The organism is Phytobacter sp. (assembly GCF_059074235.1).
Genome location: NZ_JCACPZ010000004.1, coordinates 1643439 through 1661584 on the forward strand (window position 1 = coordinate 1643439; position 18146 = coordinate 1661584).

The 18146-nt window shown below is 51.3% G+C and carries 18 protein-coding genes; 12 read left to right on the forward strand and 6 right to left on the reverse strand.

All coding sequences use genetic code 11. From position 1 onward, the window contains the following. Positions 1-7 precede the first annotated feature (7 nt). Positions 8-1351: a PTS sugar transporter subunit IIC gene (locus AC5JPW_RS11725; RefSeq protein ID WP_494240440.1), complete on the reverse strand. Its 1344-nt coding sequence runs from the start codon at positions 1349-1351 to the stop codon at positions 8-10. A 337-nt stretch (positions 1352-1688) separates the two neighbouring features. Here AC5JPW_RS11725 and AC5JPW_RS11730 point away from each other — a divergent pair, with 337 nt between their 5' ends. Continuing rightward, the gene (locus tag AC5JPW_RS11730) at positions 1689-2147 is read left to right on the forward strand and encodes a YbaK/EbsC family protein (RefSeq protein WP_494240442.1); all 459 of its coding nucleotides are present in this window, start codon (positions 1689-1691) and stop codon (positions 2145-2147) included. Between the two features lie 43 nt (positions 2148-2190). On the opposite strand, the gene bglJ is transcribed toward AC5JPW_RS11730, so the two are convergent. Next, positions 2191-2871, reverse strand: coding sequence for a DNA-binding transcriptional activator BglJ (gene bglJ / locus AC5JPW_RS11735; RefSeq protein WP_494240444.1), 681 nt, complete (start codon positions 2869-2871; stop codon positions 2191-2193). Then, complete coding sequence (locus AC5JPW_RS11740) at positions 2820-3554, reverse strand: helix-turn-helix domain-containing protein (RefSeq protein WP_494240445.1); 735 nt, start codon at positions 3552-3554, stop codon at positions 2820-2822. Before AC5JPW_RS11740 ends, bglJ begins: the two co-directional genes overlap by 52 nt. Before the next feature lie 484 nt (positions 3555-4038). On the opposite strand from AC5JPW_RS11740, the gene AC5JPW_RS11745 reads away from it, so the two are divergent. From AC5JPW_RS11745 to opgB, 9 genes are all read left to right on the forward strand, one after another. Continuing rightward, positions 4039-4815: a threonine/serine exporter family protein gene (locus tag AC5JPW_RS11745; RefSeq protein ID WP_494241214.1), complete on the forward strand. Its 777-nt coding sequence runs from the start codon at positions 4039-4041 to the stop codon at positions 4813-4815. Beyond that, a complete protein-coding gene (locus AC5JPW_RS11750) occupies positions 4806-5279 on the forward strand; it encodes a threonine/serine exporter (protein WP_494240446.1) in 474 nt (157 codons plus the stop codon). The genes AC5JPW_RS11745 and AC5JPW_RS11750 overlap by 10 nt, the downstream gene beginning before the upstream one ends. Before the next feature lie 65 nt (positions 5280-5344). Next, on the forward strand, positions 5345-5986 hold the full coding sequence (locus AC5JPW_RS11755) for a TetR/AcrR family transcriptional regulator (protein WP_494240448.1): 642 nt from the start codon (positions 5345-5347) through the stop codon (positions 5984-5986). A gap of 41 nt (positions 5987-6027) precedes the next feature. Beyond that, positions 6028-6477, forward strand: a complete 450-nt coding sequence (locus tag AC5JPW_RS11760; protein WP_494240449.1) for a MarR family winged helix-turn-helix transcriptional regulator — start codon at positions 6028-6030, stop codon at positions 6475-6477. Positions 6478-6560: 83 nt separating this feature from the next. Beyond that, complete coding sequence (locus AC5JPW_RS11765) at positions 6561-6989, forward strand: organic hydroperoxide resistance protein (protein WP_494240451.1); 429 nt, start codon at positions 6561-6563, stop codon at positions 6987-6989. A 185-nt stretch (positions 6990-7174) separates the two neighbouring features. Beyond that, on the forward strand, positions 7175-7714 hold the full coding sequence (gene dnaT / locus AC5JPW_RS11770; RefSeq protein ID WP_494240452.1) for a primosomal protein DnaT: 540 nt from the start codon (positions 7175-7177) through the stop codon (positions 7712-7714). A 2-nt stretch (positions 7715-7716) separates the two neighbouring features. After that, a complete protein-coding gene (gene dnaC, locus AC5JPW_RS11775; protein WP_494240454.1) occupies positions 7717-8454 on the forward strand; it encodes a replicative helicase loader DnaC in 738 nt (245 codons plus the stop codon). Between the two features lie 76 nt (positions 8455-8530). After that, entirely contained in the window at positions 8531-9025 is a 495-nt protein-coding gene (locus tag AC5JPW_RS11780; protein WP_494240456.1) for a YjjA family protein, read from the forward strand. 247 nt (positions 9026-9272) lie between these two features. Beyond that, entirely contained in the window at positions 9273-11564 is a 2292-nt protein-coding gene (opgB, locus tag AC5JPW_RS11785; RefSeq protein ID WP_494240458.1) for a phosphatidylglycerol--membrane-oligosaccharide glycerophosphotransferase, read from the forward strand. Between the two features lie 116 nt (positions 11565-11680). Here opgB and AC5JPW_RS11790 read toward each other — a convergent pair whose 3' ends face one another. Then, a complete protein-coding gene (locus tag AC5JPW_RS11790) occupies positions 11681-12703 on the reverse strand; it encodes a zinc-binding alcohol dehydrogenase family protein (protein ID WP_494240460.1) in 1023 nt (340 codons plus the stop codon). Positions 12704-12841: 138 nt separating this feature from the next. Between AC5JPW_RS11790 and AC5JPW_RS11795 the strand changes: the two genes are divergently transcribed. Continuing rightward, a complete protein-coding gene (locus tag AC5JPW_RS11795; protein ID WP_494240461.1) occupies positions 12842-13756 on the forward strand; it encodes a GntR family transcriptional regulator in 915 nt (304 codons plus the stop codon). Positions 13757-13969: 213 nt separating this feature from the next. Next, complete coding sequence (locus AC5JPW_RS11800; RefSeq protein WP_494240463.1) at positions 13970-15331, forward strand: MFS transporter; 1362 nt, start codon at positions 13970-13972, stop codon at positions 15329-15331. A 15-nt stretch (positions 15332-15346) separates the two neighbouring features. Here the strand turns inward: AC5JPW_RS11800 and AC5JPW_RS11805 are convergent, their stop codons facing one another. After that, entirely contained in the window at positions 15347-16159 is an 813-nt protein-coding gene (locus AC5JPW_RS11805) for a GNAT family N-acetyltransferase (RefSeq protein WP_494240465.1), read from the reverse strand. Between the two features lie 81 nt (positions 16160-16240). Further along, on the reverse strand, positions 16241-17902 hold the full coding sequence (tsr, locus tag AC5JPW_RS11810; protein ID WP_494240467.1) for a methyl-accepting chemotaxis protein: 1662 nt from the start codon (positions 17900-17902) through the stop codon (positions 16241-16243). Positions 17903-18146: the final 244 nt, after the last annotated feature.

Below are 18146 nucleotides of genomic sequence, written 5' to 3' on the forward strand. Positions count from 1 at the left end.
CTTTTATTTAGGCTACCTGCTGTTTCTCTTCTTCCATACGTTGTGCTTCTTCAGCTTCCTGTTCCAGCAATTGTTTCTCATACACCTTGAAGAACGGGTAGTAAATGATCGCTGAAATCACCGCCAGGATGATCACCAGAACCGCGGCACGGAAATCCCAGCCTAGTGCCCAGGCACCACCGATAGGTGCAGGCGCAGTCCATGGCACAACAGAGATCACCCTGCCAATCAGATCCATTTTCATCGCTGCCCAGGCCACAATGGCGTTAATCATCGGAGCCAACAGGAACGGAATAAAGAACACCGGGTTCATCACAATCGGCGTACCAAAAATGACCGGTTCGTTGATGTTGAACATGCTCGGCACCACGCTCAGACGGCCGATGGAACGCAGATGCACGGACTTACTACGCAGGTAGCAGAACACCAGTCCCATGGTCGCACCCGATCCCCCAATAACAATAAAGAAGGTCCAGAACGCTTCCATAAAGATGTGTGGCAGGGGGGCACTTTGCGCCAGCGCCGTCTGGTTCAGCCCCAGGTTGGTCAGCCAGAACATTTGTAACATCCCGGAGACAATGGCTGCACCGTGGATCCCCGCAAACCACAGTAAATGAGCAATCAGCACCGCCAGCAGAATAGCAGGCAGGGAGTCAGCAGCGGAAACCAGTGGTTTGAACAGCGCCATGATGGCCTGCGGGATCAACATATCGAATTGAGTCTGAATAAACAGGCTCAGTGGATAGAGCGTCAGCACTACAACCAGAACAGGGATCAGTAAGTCGAAGGAGTTTTTGATCATCGGCGGCACCTGCTCTGGCAAGCGAATACCGATGTTCCAGGTTTTCAACAGGCGCATCATTTCAACGCAATAGAGGGCAACCAGAATCGCGGTGAAAATACCGACGCCACCGAGGCTGTCTACTGGCAGCGTACCGTTGGTTTTCGGGGCGGCAACCAGCAAGAAGGCCATCAGGGAGAGCATGGCACACATGAAGGGATCGAGCTGGTGCGATTTCACGTAGTGCTTACCAAGATTATAAGCAATAGCGGCGCACACGTAGATGGACATGATGCCCATCGTCATATCAAACGGCGTAAGAATCCGGCCTTCATACTGCTTCGCCAGATCCAGCCAGGCGCGGGCAAAACCCCATGTGGTATCGGGGGAGAATGGCGGATAGGCAAAGACCAGTAAGAATGAACCGACAATCATAAATGGCATGGCCGAGATAAAACCATCGCGGATGGCCATGACATGACGTTGGGAAGAAATCCGCCCGGCTATCGGGCTGACGTAGTTTTCGATGAAGCGAAAAATCACGTTAAACACAGCATGGTTGGCAGACATAGCGGCTCTCCTGTCAGTCTAAATAATTCAGCGCAGCAGCGAGTACTTTGCCGTGCAGCAATCCATTTTTAGGGTTTAAGACCATGCTGGCTAACGAACCAGCATTACAACAAAGCAGGATACGTTTCATAGACGGCTCTTATTAATTATCAGAACAGAGGAAGTGACGGAGTCAGTATTAACTCCGGTTTGAAACACTGCAACCGGTTACTGTAACCGGTTTCCGCGATTGTGAAGGCGATCCAGAAATGCGCCGTAACGAGTTTGTTATGACAAAATATTTACAGGGATCACAGGCTTGTGACAGATTATTGGAGGTTACGTTCAGGAGAAGAAAATGAGTTTGCAGTCTGTGCGGCAGTTCTTTGCCGACAACGCCCCCGAAATTGACATCATCGAGATGAATCAAAGCACGGCAACAGTGGCCCTCGCAGCCGCGGCGCATAACGTTGAGCCGGGCCAGATAGCCAAAACGCTGTCACTGAAAATTAAAGATGAGGTCGTGCTTGTTGTTGCCAAAGGCGACGCCCGCCTGGATAACAAAAAGCTCAAGTCGACATTCGGCGCAAAAGCCCGAATGCTCAGCAGCGACGAAGTAGTCACCATCACGGGCCACCCGGTCGGAGGTGTATGCCCTTTTGGGCTGGAAAATCCACTGGCCATCTATTGTGATGTTTCGTTGAAACATTATGAGGAAGTCCTGCCTGCCGCCGGTGCAATTCACAGTGCGGTCCGTATTTCACCGCAGCGCATGGCGGAATTGACTCAGGCAAAATGGATTGATGTTTGTTTATAAAAAACCAGGTCACCTAAATGACCTGGCGTACGGATGATACTTATCAGGCCACTGCCGTGCGGGTATTTTGCAAGACAGTGGTCACTGGTAACCACGATATAATATCCGCAGCATGAAGCAGGGCGACTTCCGAGCGAATGCCGAGCTTTGCCATCGCGTTAAACTTATGTGCCCGGATAGTTTTGATGTTTCTGTCAAGCGCAACTGCGATTTCCGGAATCGACAACCCGCGCGTCATGTGCGTTAAGATTGCTCGTTCGGTTGGGCTCAGCATCCGGGTATGGCTGACGTACCAATGGTTGATAATATTGTCGTTCAGACGCCGGGTTTCCGCCAACAATGTGACTAACTGGCTTAACAGAGCTGACAGCGTATCTGATTTACTCAGAATACCATGTAACTCTGCGGGATAGAGGCGACTGACTAATCGGGCTTCACGGTCGTCTTCCGCCAGAATAATTCGCTGTATTCGGGGCCTGGACGCCGAAAGCATGTGCATACACATCAGACACTCTCGCCGGGGGCCTCGCAAACCTGAAAGCGAAAAAATAACGGAAAAAAAATCCGTCTTGCGCATTGCGTCAATAAAATCCTGGTGATCTCTAAAAAAATGAAAGCAGTACTTACTGGTAGCAGGCGACGAAAGAAGATGACGAAGGCCCGCCTCGCTCATCATGCACTTCTCGATGATGGCAACATGCTTCTGTGCTTCGTTGCGTTCCATTCTGTTTGTTCTCCATAGGCTGAAATAAGATTCAGCTCTTTCGTGCCTTCAGCACTGTTTATCCATGCGTAAAGTTCTGCGTTGCTACGCAGTGATAAACGGCGCATTGCGCTATTTTTCTGCGCACTCACCGTTTTATTGCTTTTGTTAAGCAACATCGCGATTTGATTAATGCCCCAACCTTTTCCAAGAAGCCGCATCACTTTTCGCTCAGAAAGCGTTAAGCGTTCTATTTTTTCACTCGCTTCTTCATTCTGCAGATAATCAGATGACAACAACGTCTGACTGATTTTCTCCGCATTATCATTTCCGTGACGAATGGCTCCAATGATATATTCAATGGGTTCCATATCAGAAAGCAGCGTACAACCCGGCCCCATTAACAATTCAACCGCGGTGGGGTAAAAAACACGAGGAACAAAGAATATCCAATGAATATTAGAATGCTGCGAAACAATAGAGTAATACTGCTCACACACATTTCTTGTATGCCGTTGATCAGCCGACAGATCGGCAATAATTAAATTAGCCCGGCGTAGTTGTAGCAGCGTAACCTCTTCCAGAGTACGAAAATAGGTCATCTCATAGTCGGGAAAGTGACGTTCCATAATGTCACCTAAACCCACTTTTAATACGGGCACTTTACTGATAACTATTCCGTACTTGCACATTCTTGATAACATATAACCTCCGCATCCATTCGCGAGTCTTATCAAATAAACAACATGAATAATTAAAGAAATGCCAACCATCCTGTCAGCAGGGAAAATGAATTATATTCGCGACATAATAAATTGGCTCAAGTCATGTCTTTCGCAATATAAAGACAATAGGTGATTATAAAAACCGCTGGTAATAGTGTCAATCTATTGCTAACCGTCAAAACAACAATTCTCATTCACAATATATATAATTCCGATCTTTAAATTTACTTTTTTTATATATCCGATCTGTAAATACAGCGATCTGAGGGCATCAACAATGCCACTCTGCCCGGAATAGTTTCCAAAGAGAATGCCATTCTCTCTCGTCACTGCAGCATTTTGTGATTTATTGCACGAATCTTGATCTACCTCCGCGCCATCATCGGGACAACCTGTGCTAAAAATTAGCGATTCGTGCCACATCTTGTGGGACTTGAGCAACGTCACCAGGACTATCATGCAGATGCAAGAAGACCAGTCATCCCAACGGGCCATCACACGTCTGTGTATCCAGTGCGGCCTTTATTTATTGCAACATGGTGCTGAAAGTGCACTGGTTGAAGAATTATCAACGCGCCTCGGACTGGCCCTCGGGATGGACAGCGTCGAGAGTTCGATTTCATCGAACGCGATTGTGCTCACTACCATCAAAGATGCGCAGTGCCTGACGTCCACACGTAAAAACAGCGATCGTGGGATCAATATGCACGTGGTGACCGAAGTTCAACACATTGTCATCATGACAGAACATAAACTGCTTGATGCAGCAGACGTCGAAAAACGCTTCTCTCAGGTGAAACCATTACGTTACCCGCGCTGGTTGGTGACGGTGATGGTCGGGCTTTCCTGCGCCTGCTTCTGCCGTCTGAACAATGGCGGTTGGGATGGCGCATTCATCACATTTTGTGCCAGCAGTGTGGCGATGTATGTCCGACTGGTGCTGGCTAATCGCCACATGCATCCACAAATCAACTTTTGCATCACCGCCTTTGTCGCCACAACCGTCTCGGGGTTAATGCTGACGATGCCCATTTTCATCCATACCCCCACCGTTGCGATGGCGGCAAGTGTGTTGCTGCTCGTTCCCGGTTTTCCACTGATCAACGCCGTCGCGGATATGTTCAAAGGCCACATCAATACTGGCCTTGCTCGTTGGGCGATTGCCAGCCTGTTAACGCTTGCCACCTGTATTGGCGTGGTGATGTCGATGACCTTATGGGGGCTACGCGGATGGATGTGATCTGGTTTCTGCTCGCACTCGTTCAGGACATGCTGCTGGCGGCCATTCCGGCGGTTGGTTTTGCAATGGTATTTAACGTACCGCATCGTGCCCTGCCCTGGTGTGCGCTGCTCGGGGCGATAGGTCACGGCACGCGTTTTGCCATGGTCTACTGGGGATTCAATATTGAGTGGTCCACCTTTGTCGCCTCAATGCTGGTCGGCAGCATCGGCATTCGCTGGTCGCGCTGGTACCTGGCCCATCCCAAAGTCTTCACCGTCGCGGCGGTCATTCCCATGTTCCCCGGAATTTCAGCCTATACCGCAATGATTTCCGCCGTAAAAATTGGCCATATCGGCTATAGCGAAGATTTGATGATTCTGCTGTTAACCAACTTCCTGAAGGCGTCGTCCATTGTCGGAGCCTTGTCTATTGGCTTGTCGATTCCGGGATTATGGATCTACCGCAAACGCCCGCGTGTGTGAAATTTGAGTTATTGTGGCACCGTGGTAATAATCCTTATCCCCTATACGGCTGATAAGGAACAGATGTGGAACAGCAGGGTATTTATGCACCCGGCGATTTTGATGAATCCCGGGTGAAAGACAAAATCTTCCTCAGCGCCATTACTCTGTTTGCAGAATATGGACTCAATGGCGCGCGTATGGAGCAGATAGCAGAGAAAGCAGGCACCACCAAGCGCATGGTGGTTTACCACTATAAAACCAAAGAGAATCTCTACTTACAGGTACTTGAATACGTCTATGCCGCTATCCGTGCCAGCGAGAAAGCACTGAATCTGGCCGCACTCCCCCCGGTAGAAGCCCTGGTGCATCTGGTTGAAAACACGTTTGATTACCACGCCGATCACCCTGATTTCATTCGCATTATCTGTATGGAAAACATGCAACGTGGCCGCTATATCCAGCAATCCGCCTGGTTGCGTGATGTTAACCGCAGCGCACTGACGTTACTGGAAGATATTTTAATTCGTGGTCAACAAAAGCATCTGTTCAACCAGAGTGTATGCGCCCGCGACCTGCACCGGGTCATCAGCAGTTTTAGCTTCCACTACGTTGCCAACAGTTATTCATTCTCCATGCTGTTTGAAGCCGATGAAGATCAACGGCAGCAGCGCCAGCACTACCGTCAGATGGCCGTTCAGGTGGTACTGCGTTATATTTGCGCATAAATAACTTGCAATTAAATCGTGCACTATCTATATTCACAACCATGAAAACAAAACACACCCCGAACGCGCAGCTTGAACTTGATAACCAGTTTTGTTTTGCACTCTACTCAACAAATCTGGCGCTGCACAAACTGTACCGACAGTTATTGACGCCGTTGAATCTGACCTACCCTCAGTATCTGGTGATGCTGGTATTGTGGGAAAAGGACGACGTCACAGTGTCGGATATTGGCGAACGCTTGTTTCTTGATTCGGCAACACTGACACCATTGCTCAAGCGCCTGGAAAGCGCGGGGCTGATCAGTCGCCAACGCTCTCGCCAGGATGAACGTCAGGTGGTCATTACCCTGAGCGACTCTGGTCGTGAGTTACAACTGCAGGCACAATCTATTCCGAACGCCGTGATGTGTTCTTTCGATTGTGACCACACACAATTAATGGCGCTTAAACAACAGCTTGAAACGCTGCGCCAACAGTTTCAACGCGCATAAATACCCCTTGCATGGGGATTTATGGCGATAATTAAATAGCACACTATATTATAGCAACCGACAAATACGATAAGGAACCTGTTATGTCTTTAGAAAAAGTGATTTACACCGCGAATGCAAAAGCCACCGGTGGCCGTGATGGCCGCGCGACCTCTTCTGATGGCGTGCTGGATGTCAAACTTGGCGTACCTAAAGAAATGGGTGGCATGGGCGGTGCAGTCACCAACCCGGAACAACTTTTTGCCGCTGGCTACTCTGCCTGTTTCCTTGGCGCAATGAAGTTCGTTGCTGGTCGCGACAAATTCGCCATGCCGAAAGAGGCGTTTACTGAAGCCAGCGTCGGTATTGGCCCACTGCCAACCGGTTTTGGGATCGAAGTAGAAATGAAGATCCACCTGGAAGGTATGGATCCTGCTGAAGCGAAGAAACTGGTTGATGCTGCACATATCGTTTGCCCTTATTCCAACGCCACTCGTGGCAACGTTGATGTGACCTTAACGATCATCGCGTAATACTAAACCGGACAGGCTCAGGCCAAAGATCCGGTAGCCAACACCAATGTGAAACACACAAGCCGGGGCAACCCGGCTTTTTCGTCTCCATCCCCCTTCTCCCGCTCTGTGTTACTATGTGTCGATATGCCTGCGGATCCGCAACGCAGTGCGCCCATACTGTTTTTCCTGTTTGAGAATGCGTTATGTCTTCCAGAATTCTGACGTCCACCGTTATCGGTGTTGATGAGTTTATCCGCGATCACGCAAGCGTACTGGCGCGAACGGAAGGTGGCGCGGTTGCCGTCTTTGCCAACAACGCTCCGGCGTTTTATGCCGTCACACCTGCTCGTCTGGAACAACTTCTGGCGCTGGAAGCCCGTCTTGCCCGGCCTGCAAGCGATGTCGCGCTGGATACGCAATTTTTTAATGAACCCTCAGCGGCGCCAGTCAGTGTGCCGATGGGGAAATTTCCCATGTATGCAGACTGGCAACCGGATGCCGACTTTCAGCGCATGGCAGGACTTTGGGGGATCGCGCTCACCCAACCTGTCACCCCTGAAGAGCTGGCTGCTTTTGTTGCCTACTGGCAGGCAGAAGGGAAAGTGTTCCACCACGTACAGTGGCAGCAGAAACTGGCGCGCAGCGTGCAAATGAATCGCAGCAGCCAGGGCGGTTCGGCGAAGCGTGACGTCAACGCCATTTCCCAACCAGATAATCACATTCCACCGGGTTTTAGAGGTTAACGATGAAAAACGTCGGCGAATTGATGAAACGACTGCAAAAAATGATGCCCGCAAATACGCAACCCGCCTTCAAAACAGGCGAAGAGCTGATGGCCTGGCAAAAAGAGCAAGGTGAGATTCGTGCTGCGGCTCTGGCACGTGAAAATCGGGCAATGAAAATGCAGCGCACATTTAACCGTTCTGGTATTCGCCCGCTTCATCAAAACTGCTCTTTCGAAAACTACAAAGTGGAATGTGACGGACAGATGCGTGCGCTGGGCCAGGCTCGACAATATGTTTCTGAATTTGAAGGGAATATCGCCAGTTTTATATTCGCAGGCAAGCCCGGCACTGGCAAAAATCATCTGGCCGCTGCCATCTGCAACGAACTACTGCTGCGTGGAAAATCGGTATTGATCATCACCGTGGCCGACATTATGTCCGCGATGAAAGAGACGTTCAGCAGTCGGGAAAATACGGAAGAACAGCTTCTCAGCGATCTGAGCGGCGTGGATTTGCTGGTGATTGACGAAATCGGTATGCAAACCGAATCACGCTACGAAAAGGTCATCATTAACCAGATCGTCGACCGCCGTTCCTCTTCCAAACGCCCCACTGGCATGCTTACCAACAGCACGCTGGATGAGATGAACAAGTTGCTGGGCGAACGCGTAATGGACAGGATGCGCTTAGGCAATAGCCTATGGGTCAATTTTAACTGGGACAGCTACCGTAGCCGTGTAACCGGCAAAGAGTATTGAGAATTTTCCCCTGCTGAACGCTCAATACGCGGGGTGTATAATGTGGCCTTTCCAGCCACATCCAGGGTTCAACATTATGTCATTTGCCAAACGCCTTCTTTGCACCGCCGCCATCAGCGGTGCCCTGCTCTCCAGCACCACCTTTGCTGCGTCCTGGCAGGACAGCCTCTCCAGCGCCGCCAGTCAACTTAGCCAAAATAACGGTAGCAGCAGCCAACAGGGCGGGATGTCGCTCTCTTCACTGACGGGTTTGCTCAACGGGGGCAGCCAGTCTCTGAGTGCGGGCACCATGAACAACGCTGCGGGTATTATGTCCTACTGCGCGAAGAACAAACTGGCCTCGCTGACCAACACTAACAACATCAAAAACCAGGTGATGGACAAGCTGGGACTGGGTCAGACGGAGCAAAAGCAGGATACCAACTACCTTGAAGGTTTACAGGGGTTGCTGAATACCAAAAACGGCGAGCAGCTCAACCTGAACTCCATCGGCAGCACGCCGCTGGCGGAAAAAGTGAAAACCAAAGCCTGCGATATCGTGCTCAAACAGGGCGTAAATTTCCTGTCATAAGTTCATCTTCTCGCGTTTGCCTGAGTTCAGGGCAAGCGCGTTCTCTTCAAAATGCCTTAAATGCCCCACCTGCATGCCCTTCCCCCAGATGCGACGGCGATCAAACTTCACCTTATCTAAACCGATTCCTAATAACTTGCGAAAAACGTGACACTACAATTGCAGCTGTGTTACATCGAAATTAAATTGTATCCCCTTGTAAAAAAGTAAGTGCCAGCAGCGAGCTGGCATCGCTGAGGAAAAACGGTTGGCCGAGTTACTTTCGATTTCCCTGTTTCTCGCATCCGTGGTGATTTACGCATGGAAAGCGGGTCGTAATACCTGGTGGTTCACAGCAACGCTGCTGGTCCTGGGCTTCTTTGTCGTGCTGAACATCACCTTGTATGCCAGTAACTATTTCACGGGTGACGGGATCACCGATGCCGTCATTTACACGCTAACAAACAGTCTGACCGGCGCGGGTGTCGGCAAATATCTTCTGCCGGGCGCGGGAATTGCTATGGCGCTGGTTGCGGTTTTTTGCGCACTGGGGTGGGTTTTACGTCGCCGCCGCCATCGCCCTCATCACTTTGGTTACAGCTTGCTGGCCCTTGCGCTTGCGCTAGGTTCTGTTGATGCCAGCCCAGCCTTCCGGCAGATAACCGAACTGGTGAAATCCCAGTCGCGTGAAGGCGATCCGGATTTCGCGACATACTACAAAGAGCCCGCGAAAAAGATCCCCAATCCCAGGCTCAACCTGGTCTATATCTATGGGGAAAGCCTGGAGCGCACCTATTTCGATAATGACGCCTTCCCCGACCTCGCACCAGAGCTTGGTGCGTTAAAAGGCGAAGGACTCGATTTCTCCCAAACGGAACAGCTGCCGGGAACGGATTACACCATCGCCGGAATGGTCGCTTCCCAGTGCGGTATTCCGCTGTTCGCCCCGTTTGAGGGTAACGCGTCTGCGTCTGTATCCAGCTTCTTCCCACAAAACCTGTGCCTCGGCGATATCCTGAAAAACTCCGGCTATGAGAACCACTTCATCCAGGGGGCAAATCTCCGCTTCGCAGGCAAGGATGTATTCCTCAAATCCCACGGTTTCGATCACCTGGTGGGGGCAGAAGAGTTAAAAGGGTTGGTTGACGACCCCACCTACCGCAATGACTGGGGCTTTTATGACGACACAGTACTCGACGAAGTGTGGCAAAAATACGAAGAGCTGGCCCGCTCCGGCAAGCGTTTCTCGCTGTTCGCGCTGACCGTCGACACACACCATCCTGACGGTTTTATTTCCCGCACCTGTGACCGCAGAAGCTACACCTTTGACGGGAAGCCTAACCAATCCTTTAGCGCCGTAACCTGTAGCCAGCAGCACATTGCAGCGCTGATCAATAAGATCAAAGCATCGCCATGGTTTAAGGATACGGTGATCGTGGTCTCCTCCGATCATCTGGCCATGAACAACACCGCGTGGAAATACCTGAACAAAGAGGATCGCAAGAACCTGTTCTTCGTGCTTCGTGGTGACCAGCCTCAGCAGGACATCCTGGCGGTGAAGCGTAATACGATGGATAACGGTGCTACGGTGCTTGATATGCTTGGCGGCGATAATTTTATCGGCCTGGGTCGAAGCAGCCTCTCCGGGCAGTCGCTTTCCGGCGTATTCCTTAATATGAAAGAAAAAGCGCTGGCCTGGAAACCGGATATCATTCGGCTGTGGAACTTCCCGCGGCAAATGAAGGATTTCACGATCGACAAAGACAAGCAGATGATCGCCTTCTCTGGCAGCAAATTCCGTCTGCCATTGCTGGTGCGGGTCTCGGACAAACGGGTGGAGCCTTTACCTGAAAGTGAGTATTCGGCACCGCTGCGTTATCAGCTTGCTGATTTCGCGCCCCGCGATAAGTTTGTCTGGGTTGATCAGTGCTACAAAATGGCACGGTTGTGGGCACCGGAACTGGTGCTTTCCACTGACTGGTGCGTCTCCCAGGGCCAACTTGGCGGCCAGCAAAGTGTCCAGCACGTAGACAAAGCGCAGTGGAAAGGCAAAACGGCGTTGAAAGAGACGGTGATCAGTACCGAGCGCTATCAGCAAAATATCGATATGCTCAAAATTGGCGATGATGATATCCGTTATAAGGCAGACAGCTTTGTCTTTAACGTGGCGGGAGCACCGGAAGAGGTAAAACAGTTCAGTGGGATCTCGCGCCCGGAAAGCTGGGGCCGCTGGTCCAATGCTCAACTGAGCAATGAGGTGTCTATTGAGTTTAACGATCCGCTCCCGGAAAGCTTTGATCTGGTGATCACCGCCAAGGCCTTTGGAGCCAATGCCAACAAACCCATCCCCGTGCGCGTGGGCAATGAAGAGCAAGAATTAACGCTTGGGAATGACGTCTCTACCACTACGCTGCGTTTCTCCAACCCAACGCGCAGCAGCACGCTGGTGATTGTTCCTCCGGATCCGGTCTCGACCAACGAGGGCAATATCCTCGGTCACTCTCCTCGCAAGCTCGGGATTGGGATGGTGGAAATCAAAGTGGTGAAGAGTAACGGATAAAAAAATGCGCCCAAAACACCCCGGGCGCTGAATAGCAATCTGTCACACTTCTTACCCCGCTGGCGCAGACCAAACCGGTAGCGCCAGTGTCTTTACTCTTTTCCGCACTGCACCTTTCAGAACGTAATCACACCTTTAATCAACTCGCGGTTATTGATCACCTGCTGCTCGTAGATCTCAGCCAGAGCCGTGAAGTCATAACGATGGGTCAGCATCATTGCGGCAGTGATCTTGCCTTCCCCCATCAAGCGCCCCACTTTTTCGAAGTCCTCTTCCGTGGCGTTACGGCTGCCCATCATGGTGGTCTCTTTCTTGTGGAATTCCGGATCGGAAAACTGTAAATCCCCTTTAAACAGGCCCACGAAGGTAATACTGCCGCCGTGGCGAATCAGGTTAACCGTGTTGTTCATGGCATGCTGATTCCCTGTTGCATCAATGACCTTCTGCGCCAATGAACCGCCAAAAGCCGCACGCAATTGCGCGTCAAATTCGGTGTCAGAGGGGTTAAGTGTTACCAACTCAAGGTGTTTGGCAACATGCTCACGTCGCGCCGGACTGGTATCAGCCACAATAACATGTGCTCCGTCCGCTTTCGCAATCGCCGCTGCGCCCAGGCCAATAGGCCCTGCGCCAACAACCAGTACCTGCTCGCCCGGCTGAACCGCCGCACGGCGTACCGCATGGGCACTGATGGCAAAAGGTTCAATCAGAGCAGCCGCCTCAGGGTCGATGCCATCAACCACCAGCAGGTTGCTCACCGGTACACTCAGGAACTCACTGAAGCCACCATCCTGATGCACGCCAATGACCGAGATATTCTCGCAACAGTTTGTGCGCCCACTTTTGCACGCCGGGCATTTACGGCAAGAGACGTAAGGAATAACAGAAACCTGCTGCCCGTTATGCAGATTATTGATATTTTTACCCAACCCAACAATCTCACCACATATTTCATGACCTAACACCCGAGGATAACTAAAGAAAGGTTGATTACCCGCCCAGGCATGAATATCCGTTCCACAAATGCCGACATTTTTTATTTTCACCAACGCTTCATCATCGCCAGGAATAGGCACTTCACGTTTTTTCCACAGCATTTTCTTAGGTTCCTGACATACCAGGGTATTCATTGTTGTCATCGATTTCTCTCCCATATTTCCGATGCAACAGATATCGTGGAAAAGTCATCACAAAACGAAATGGGCCATCTGAATTGTGAAACCCTACACACAAAAATGTTTTAAATACGTTTTTAATAAAAAAAACAGGAGCCAAAGATGAGCCGTTCACAAAATTTACGTCACAACGTCATTAACCAGGTTATCGACGATATGGCCCAGGGTCATATTCCGTCCCCCCTGCCAACGCAAAATGCCCTCGCGGAGATGTACAACATCAGCCGCACCACCGTCAGACATTTGCTGTCTCACCTGTGTGAATGTGGGGTGCTGGCGCAATCAGGTAGCACCTGGTGCATCGTCAGAAAACCCACGCTGGAAGATGGCTTCAACTGTGTGAGCGCTCCCCTGGCCGAGCAAAACCGTATCTTTGAGCAGGCATTTTTTTCAATGATCAATCAGCGTCAGCTGCGGCCAGGAGAGTCATTTTCTGAGCTCCAGCTCGCCCGTGCCGCAGGTGTCAGCCCGGTTGTCGTCCGTGAATATCTGCTTAAGTTTGGTCGTTACAACCTGATTGAAAATGACAAACGCGGGCAGTGGAGCATGAAGCAGTTCGACCAGCGCTACGCTGAACAACTCTTTGAACTGCGTGAAATGCTGGAGACTCACGCCCTGCAGCATTTTCTCAATCTGCCTGCCGACGATCCCCGCTGGTTAAATGCCAAAACCCTGCTGGAGCGTCACCGCCTGCTGCGCGATAGCATTGGCGATAGCTTCCGAATGTTCTCCCAACTGGATCGGGACTTTCATGCCCTACTGCTTTCTGCAGCCGATAATATCTTTTTTAATCAGTCTCTTGAGATAATTTCGGTGATCTTCCATTTCCACTATCAATGGGATGAAGGCGATCTGAAGCAGCGCAATATCATCGCTATCGATGAGCACATGACGATTTTAAGTGCCCTCCTCTGCCGCAGTGACCTGGATGCCACCCGCGCCCTGCGTGACCACCTGCATACTGCGAAAGCATCCATGGTCCGCTCTATCAAACAATCTCTTGCCGCCAGCCATTAAGTACCAATTAAAAACAGCAAATGTCTATCGAGAGCACGATTCAGATACAAGGCGGAGAAAGAAAAATATTCCCACTCCTATGCTCCAGTTAAGTCGACTGAATTAAATAGCACTACGTGAGCGGTGCTGGATTTAAAAATCCGGCACCAGGATTTTAATTTTCAATTTTCTTTATATAAGAAAATCGATCAGCACCATTTTTTGGAGTCAGGCGTGGAAAAAAACGATATTACACTCGACCCACGAACAAAATTCGATAAAACAGTGGAAGCAGACATTCCTGTTCCACCAGCGGGTTCATTACAGCGCAGCGCCAGAATTAAGAAAATACAAACCACTGCAATGATTTTATTATTCTTTGCAGCGGTGATTAATTATCTCGACAGAAGTTCACTGTCGGTGGCCAATTTAACTATTCGCCAGGAGCTGGGATTAAGTGCAACAGAAATCGGCGCACTGCTCTCCGTTTTCTCCTTGGCCTACGGTATCGGTCAATTACCCTGCGGGCCGCTGCTGGACCGCAAAGGGCCCAGGATCATGCTCGGTTTAGGTATGTTCTTCTGGTCGTTGTTCCAGGCGCTATCGGGCATGGTACATAGTTTCACGCAGTTTGTGCTGGTCCGTATTGGTATGGGCCTGGGCGAAGCGCCGATGAACCCGTGTGGCGTGAAGGTCATCAACGACTGGTTCAACATCAAAGAGCGCGGCCGTCCGATGGGCTTTTTCAACGCTGCCTCGACTATCGGCGTTGCTATCAGCCCACCTATTCTCGCCGCCATGATGATGATGATCGGCTGGCGCGGCATGTTTATCACCATTGGTGTGTTGGGGATCTTTCTCGCCATTGGCTGGTACATGCTCTACCGCAACCGTGAGGATCTTAACCTGACCGCCGTCGAACAGAGCTACCTCAACGCAGGCAGCGTAAACGCCCGGCGCGATCCGCTCAGCTTTGCGGAGTGGCGTAGCCTGTTTCGTAACCGCACTATGTGGGGCATGATGCTCGGCTTTAGTGGCATCAACTACACCGCCTGGCTCTATCTCGCATGGCTGCCGGGCTACCTGCAAACGTCCTACAACCTGGATTTGAAAAGCACCGGGATAATGGCAGCAATACCGTTCCTGTTTGGTGCGGCAGGTATGCTCACGAACGGCTATGTGACCGACTGGCTGGTTAACCGAGGGATGGCTCCGATCAAGAGTCGTAAGATCAGCATTATTACCGGGATGCTCTGCTCTGCCGCTTTCACCTTCGTGGTACCCCAGGCAACAACATCCATGGCCGCCGTACTGCTGATTGGGATGGCGCTGTTTTGCATCCACTTTGCCGGTACGTCCTGCTGGGGCTTGATTCATGTTGCAGTGGCGTCACGAATGACCGCATCTGTAGGCAGTATTCAGAACTTTGCGAGCTTTATCTGTGCCTCATTTGCCCCGATCGTGACCGGTTTTATTGTCGATACCACCCAGTCCTTCCGCCTGGCCTTGATCATCTGCGGCTGCGTTACCGTTCTGGGGGCCATCGCTTATGTGGTGCTGGTCCGTCAGCCCATCAGCGATCCGAAGCAAAACTAACGTAAGAGGGGAGCGTCACAGCACCGCCCGCATTTCCAACTGGCTGAGTTCCATCGTGGCATACCCCGCTGACACAAACAGCGGGGTAAAAACGTCTGGTACCGCCACGCTGGTGTTCAGCCCCGGAAAATGGTGATTTAGCGTCATCAACATTTCCCGGGCAAACCCTTTATGCCGGTATTCTGGATCGACATAAAGAAAGCGCAATTGAGGCACATCCAGCAACGTTGAGATGGCGGCATAAGCATGTTTGCGGTACTCAAAAACCCGACAAGGAAGCGTGATCACAGAGAGAGGATCGAGCTGCCAGGGCAGCGTGCTTTTCACTTCATTGACCGAACGCCAGACCAGCTCAAGGGGATTGATCTCACGCAGCAGATTATCTCCCACACCGGAATACGCATCGCCCTGAAATCCTCTCAGTACCTGCCGTGGCTCAAAACCCAGCGACTGATACAGAGCAATGCCTGCCTGGTTATCCGCTATCACCTCCAGCATCATCTGGCGGATACCTTTCGCCCGTAGCCCTTTAACCAAGGGCTCAAGCAGTTTTTTACCTATGCCTTTCCCTCTGTAAGCCGGTCGCAGAGCAAAGGCTGCCAGCCTTGCTGTTTCAGCTCGACGCGTAATGATAGCCACTGCAACAAGCATCTCGCCGTTCAGCCAGACGCAGGAATCAGACAAGCTGATATCTTCCGCGCCAAAGCGCTGGGCGAAACGCTCGGAAGATAAGGAAACGGGGATGCTATAACCTTCGAAACACTCACCTAAAAAGTCGGAGAGCTGCTCGCTACTGTAGTGAAGGGCAGAAATGGGGGTCAGGTTCATAATGCGTCTCCATGGTTAACCTAAGGATAGCATGATGAAAAAGAGTAAAACGCGCCCTGCATCAGCAGGGCGCATGGGGGCTTAGAACGTTTCCCAGTTATCTTCACCACCGCTGACTTTCGCCGCGACAGGTTTAGATAAATTCGGTCGCACCAGTGCCGGAGCAGCTGGCGCTTCACGGTTCACGCGACGGGTGCGGAACACGGCAACGGCCTGCGTCAGACGGCTGGCCTGCTCTTCCAGTGCTGCAGCCGCAGCTGCGGATTCTTCCACCAGCGAGGCGTTCTGCTGAGTTACACGGTCCATCTCTGCTACCGCCAGACCCACCTGGTCGATACCGCGGCTCTGCTCATCGGATGCAGAAGCGATTTCGCCCATGATGTCGGTCACACGGGTCACCGCGCTGACGATTTCGTCCATGGTTTCACCGGCGCTTTCAACCAGGGTGGACCCCAGTTCAACGCGGCTCACGGAGTCTTCAATCAGCCCTTTGATTTCACGTGCAGCCTGCGCACTGCGCTGAGCCAGGTTACGTACTTCACCCGCAACCACCGCAAAGCCACGACCCTGCTCACCCGCACGGGCAGCTTCCACCGCGGCGTTCAGCGCCAGGATGTTGGTCTGGAAGGCAATCCCATCAATCACACTGATGATGTCAGCAATTTTCTGCGAGCTGGCGGTAATGTCACGCATGGTCTGCACGACGTTATCCACCACCTTGCCGCCTTTCTGAGCGGTGCCAGAGGCACTGAGCGCCAGATGGCTTGCCTGACGGGCGTTTTCGGCGTTCTGTTTCACCGTCGCGGTCAGCTCTTCCATGCTGGCAGCGGTCTCTTCCAAAGAAGCAGCCTGCTGTTCAGTACGGGAAGAAAGATCGTTGTTGCCCGCAGAGATTTCGCTCGCGCCGCTGTAAATCGCATCGGCACCGTTACGCACATCACCCACGGTACGCACCAGCTCGCTCTGCATGTGACGCAGGCTTTCTGCCAGTTGCCCCATTTCGTTGGAGCCGTGAACATTGATGTTCTGCTCCAGATCGCCACCGGCAATATGGCGGATGTTTTCGATCAGGTGGTTCATTGGACCAATCACGCCACGCTTGATGCCTGCCCATGCCGCCAGAATCACCAGCAGGACGACCAACAGAACAGTGATGATTATCCATACGGCAGTTGAGTAAGAGCTGTTGCTCTCTTCTACCGCAGTGGCATACAGACGATCGTTTTGCTGCAGGTAATCGAGATACGGTTTCTCAAACGCATCCTGATAGCCCTGAGTCGGTTGATCGAAGAACTCATTGATCTTACCGGCACCCAGAAGCTGAATCAGCTCAGCCAGTGCATTGTGGTAGATGTCATAAGTGCGGTTGATTTCCGCTGCCGCAGCGTCGCTCTGACGCGGGTCGCGAGGGGTCGCCTGGTACTCTTTCCAGTGTGCTTCTGCCGCTTTCAGAGAAGTGCTGGCAATCTGCATCAGGTCGTTAACGGTTGCACCGCTACCAATCTGATTCTGATCCATCATATAACGGATCCCGGCGCGGTTGAGGGTATTACGCGTTTGCAACAGCGCTACCCAGCTGGCGTTCAGCGTGGACTGCTGTTGACGAATGGTTTGTAAAACAGTGAAGTTTTCTTTGTCGTGCTTGAGTGCATTAAAGAACAAGCCGCCAGAGGTGAGCTGCAATAGGCCAAAGAGTCCCAGTACCAAAAGTAGACTGGTGACAAGTTTCATACGGTTTAACATGTTTTTTCATCCCTTATCCAGACATCGAATTTTCGGCCTGGAAATCGAAAACTTTATAGTCATATCTGCTAAAACCCGATTGTTTACATTAACATTTTGGCAACGCGCTGTTTTATAACCGCATAATGACAGTGGGTAATACGCCCAACGCCTAGTGATCATCGTCACACATTTTTAACCGCTTAAACCCGTATAAAACCGCTTACGTCATTTCATGACCGCTTACCCCCGTTTTCCTGCCTCT

What these genes read in the sequence shown, in the direction of transcription:
- AC5JPW_RS11725 (WP_494240440.1), bottom strand. Translation starts at nt 1,351, where the DNA reads ATGTCTGCCAACCATGCTGTGTTTAACGTGATTTTTCGCTTCATCGAA.
- AC5JPW_RS11730 (WP_494240442.1), top strand. Translation starts at nt 1,689, where the DNA reads ATGAGTTTGCAGTCTGTGCGGCAGTTCTTTGCCGACAACGCCCCCGAA.
- bglJ (WP_494240444.1), bottom strand. Translation starts at nt 2,871, where the DNA reads ATGGAACGCAACGAAGCACAGAAGCATGTTGCCATCATCGAGAAGTGC.
- AC5JPW_RS11740 (WP_494240445.1), bottom strand. Translation starts at nt 3,554, where the DNA reads ATGTTATCAAGAATGTGCAAGTACGGAATAGTTATCAGTAAAGTGCCC.
- AC5JPW_RS11745 (WP_494241214.1), top strand. Translation starts at nt 4,039, where the DNA reads ATGCAAGAAGACCAGTCATCCCAACGGGCCATCACACGTCTGTGTATC.
- AC5JPW_RS11750 (WP_494240446.1), top strand. Translation starts at nt 4,806, where the DNA reads ATGGATGTGATCTGGTTTCTGCTCGCACTCGTTCAGGACATGCTGCTG.
- AC5JPW_RS11760 (WP_494240449.1), top strand. Translation starts at nt 6,028, where the DNA reads ATGAAAACAAAACACACCCCGAACGCGCAGCTTGAACTTGATAACCAG.
- AC5JPW_RS11765 (WP_494240451.1), top strand. Translation starts at nt 6,561, where the DNA reads ATGTCTTTAGAAAAAGTGATTTACACCGCGAATGCAAAAGCCACCGGT.
- dnaT (WP_494240452.1), top strand. Translation starts at nt 7,175, where the DNA reads ATGTCTTCCAGAATTCTGACGTCCACCGTTATCGGTGTTGATGAGTTT.
- dnaC (WP_494240454.1), top strand. Translation starts at nt 7,717, where the DNA reads ATGAAAAACGTCGGCGAATTGATGAAACGACTGCAAAAAATGATGCCC.
- AC5JPW_RS11780 (WP_494240456.1), top strand. Translation starts at nt 8,531, where the DNA reads ATGTCATTTGCCAAACGCCTTCTTTGCACCGCCGCCATCAGCGGTGCC.
- AC5JPW_RS11790 (WP_494240460.1), bottom strand. Translation starts at nt 12,703, where the DNA reads ATGACAACAATGAATACCCTGGTATGTCAGGAACCTAAGAAAATGCTG.
- AC5JPW_RS11795 (WP_494240461.1), top strand. Translation starts at nt 12,842, where the DNA reads ATGAGCCGTTCACAAAATTTACGTCACAACGTCATTAACCAGGTTATC.
- AC5JPW_RS11805 (WP_494240465.1), bottom strand. Translation starts at nt 16,159, where the DNA reads ATGAACCTGACCCCCATTTCTGCCCTTCACTACAGTAGCGAGCAGCTC.
- tsr (WP_494240467.1), bottom strand. Translation starts at nt 17,902, where the DNA reads ATGTTAAACCGTATGAAACTTGTCACCAGTCTACTTTTGGTACTGGGA.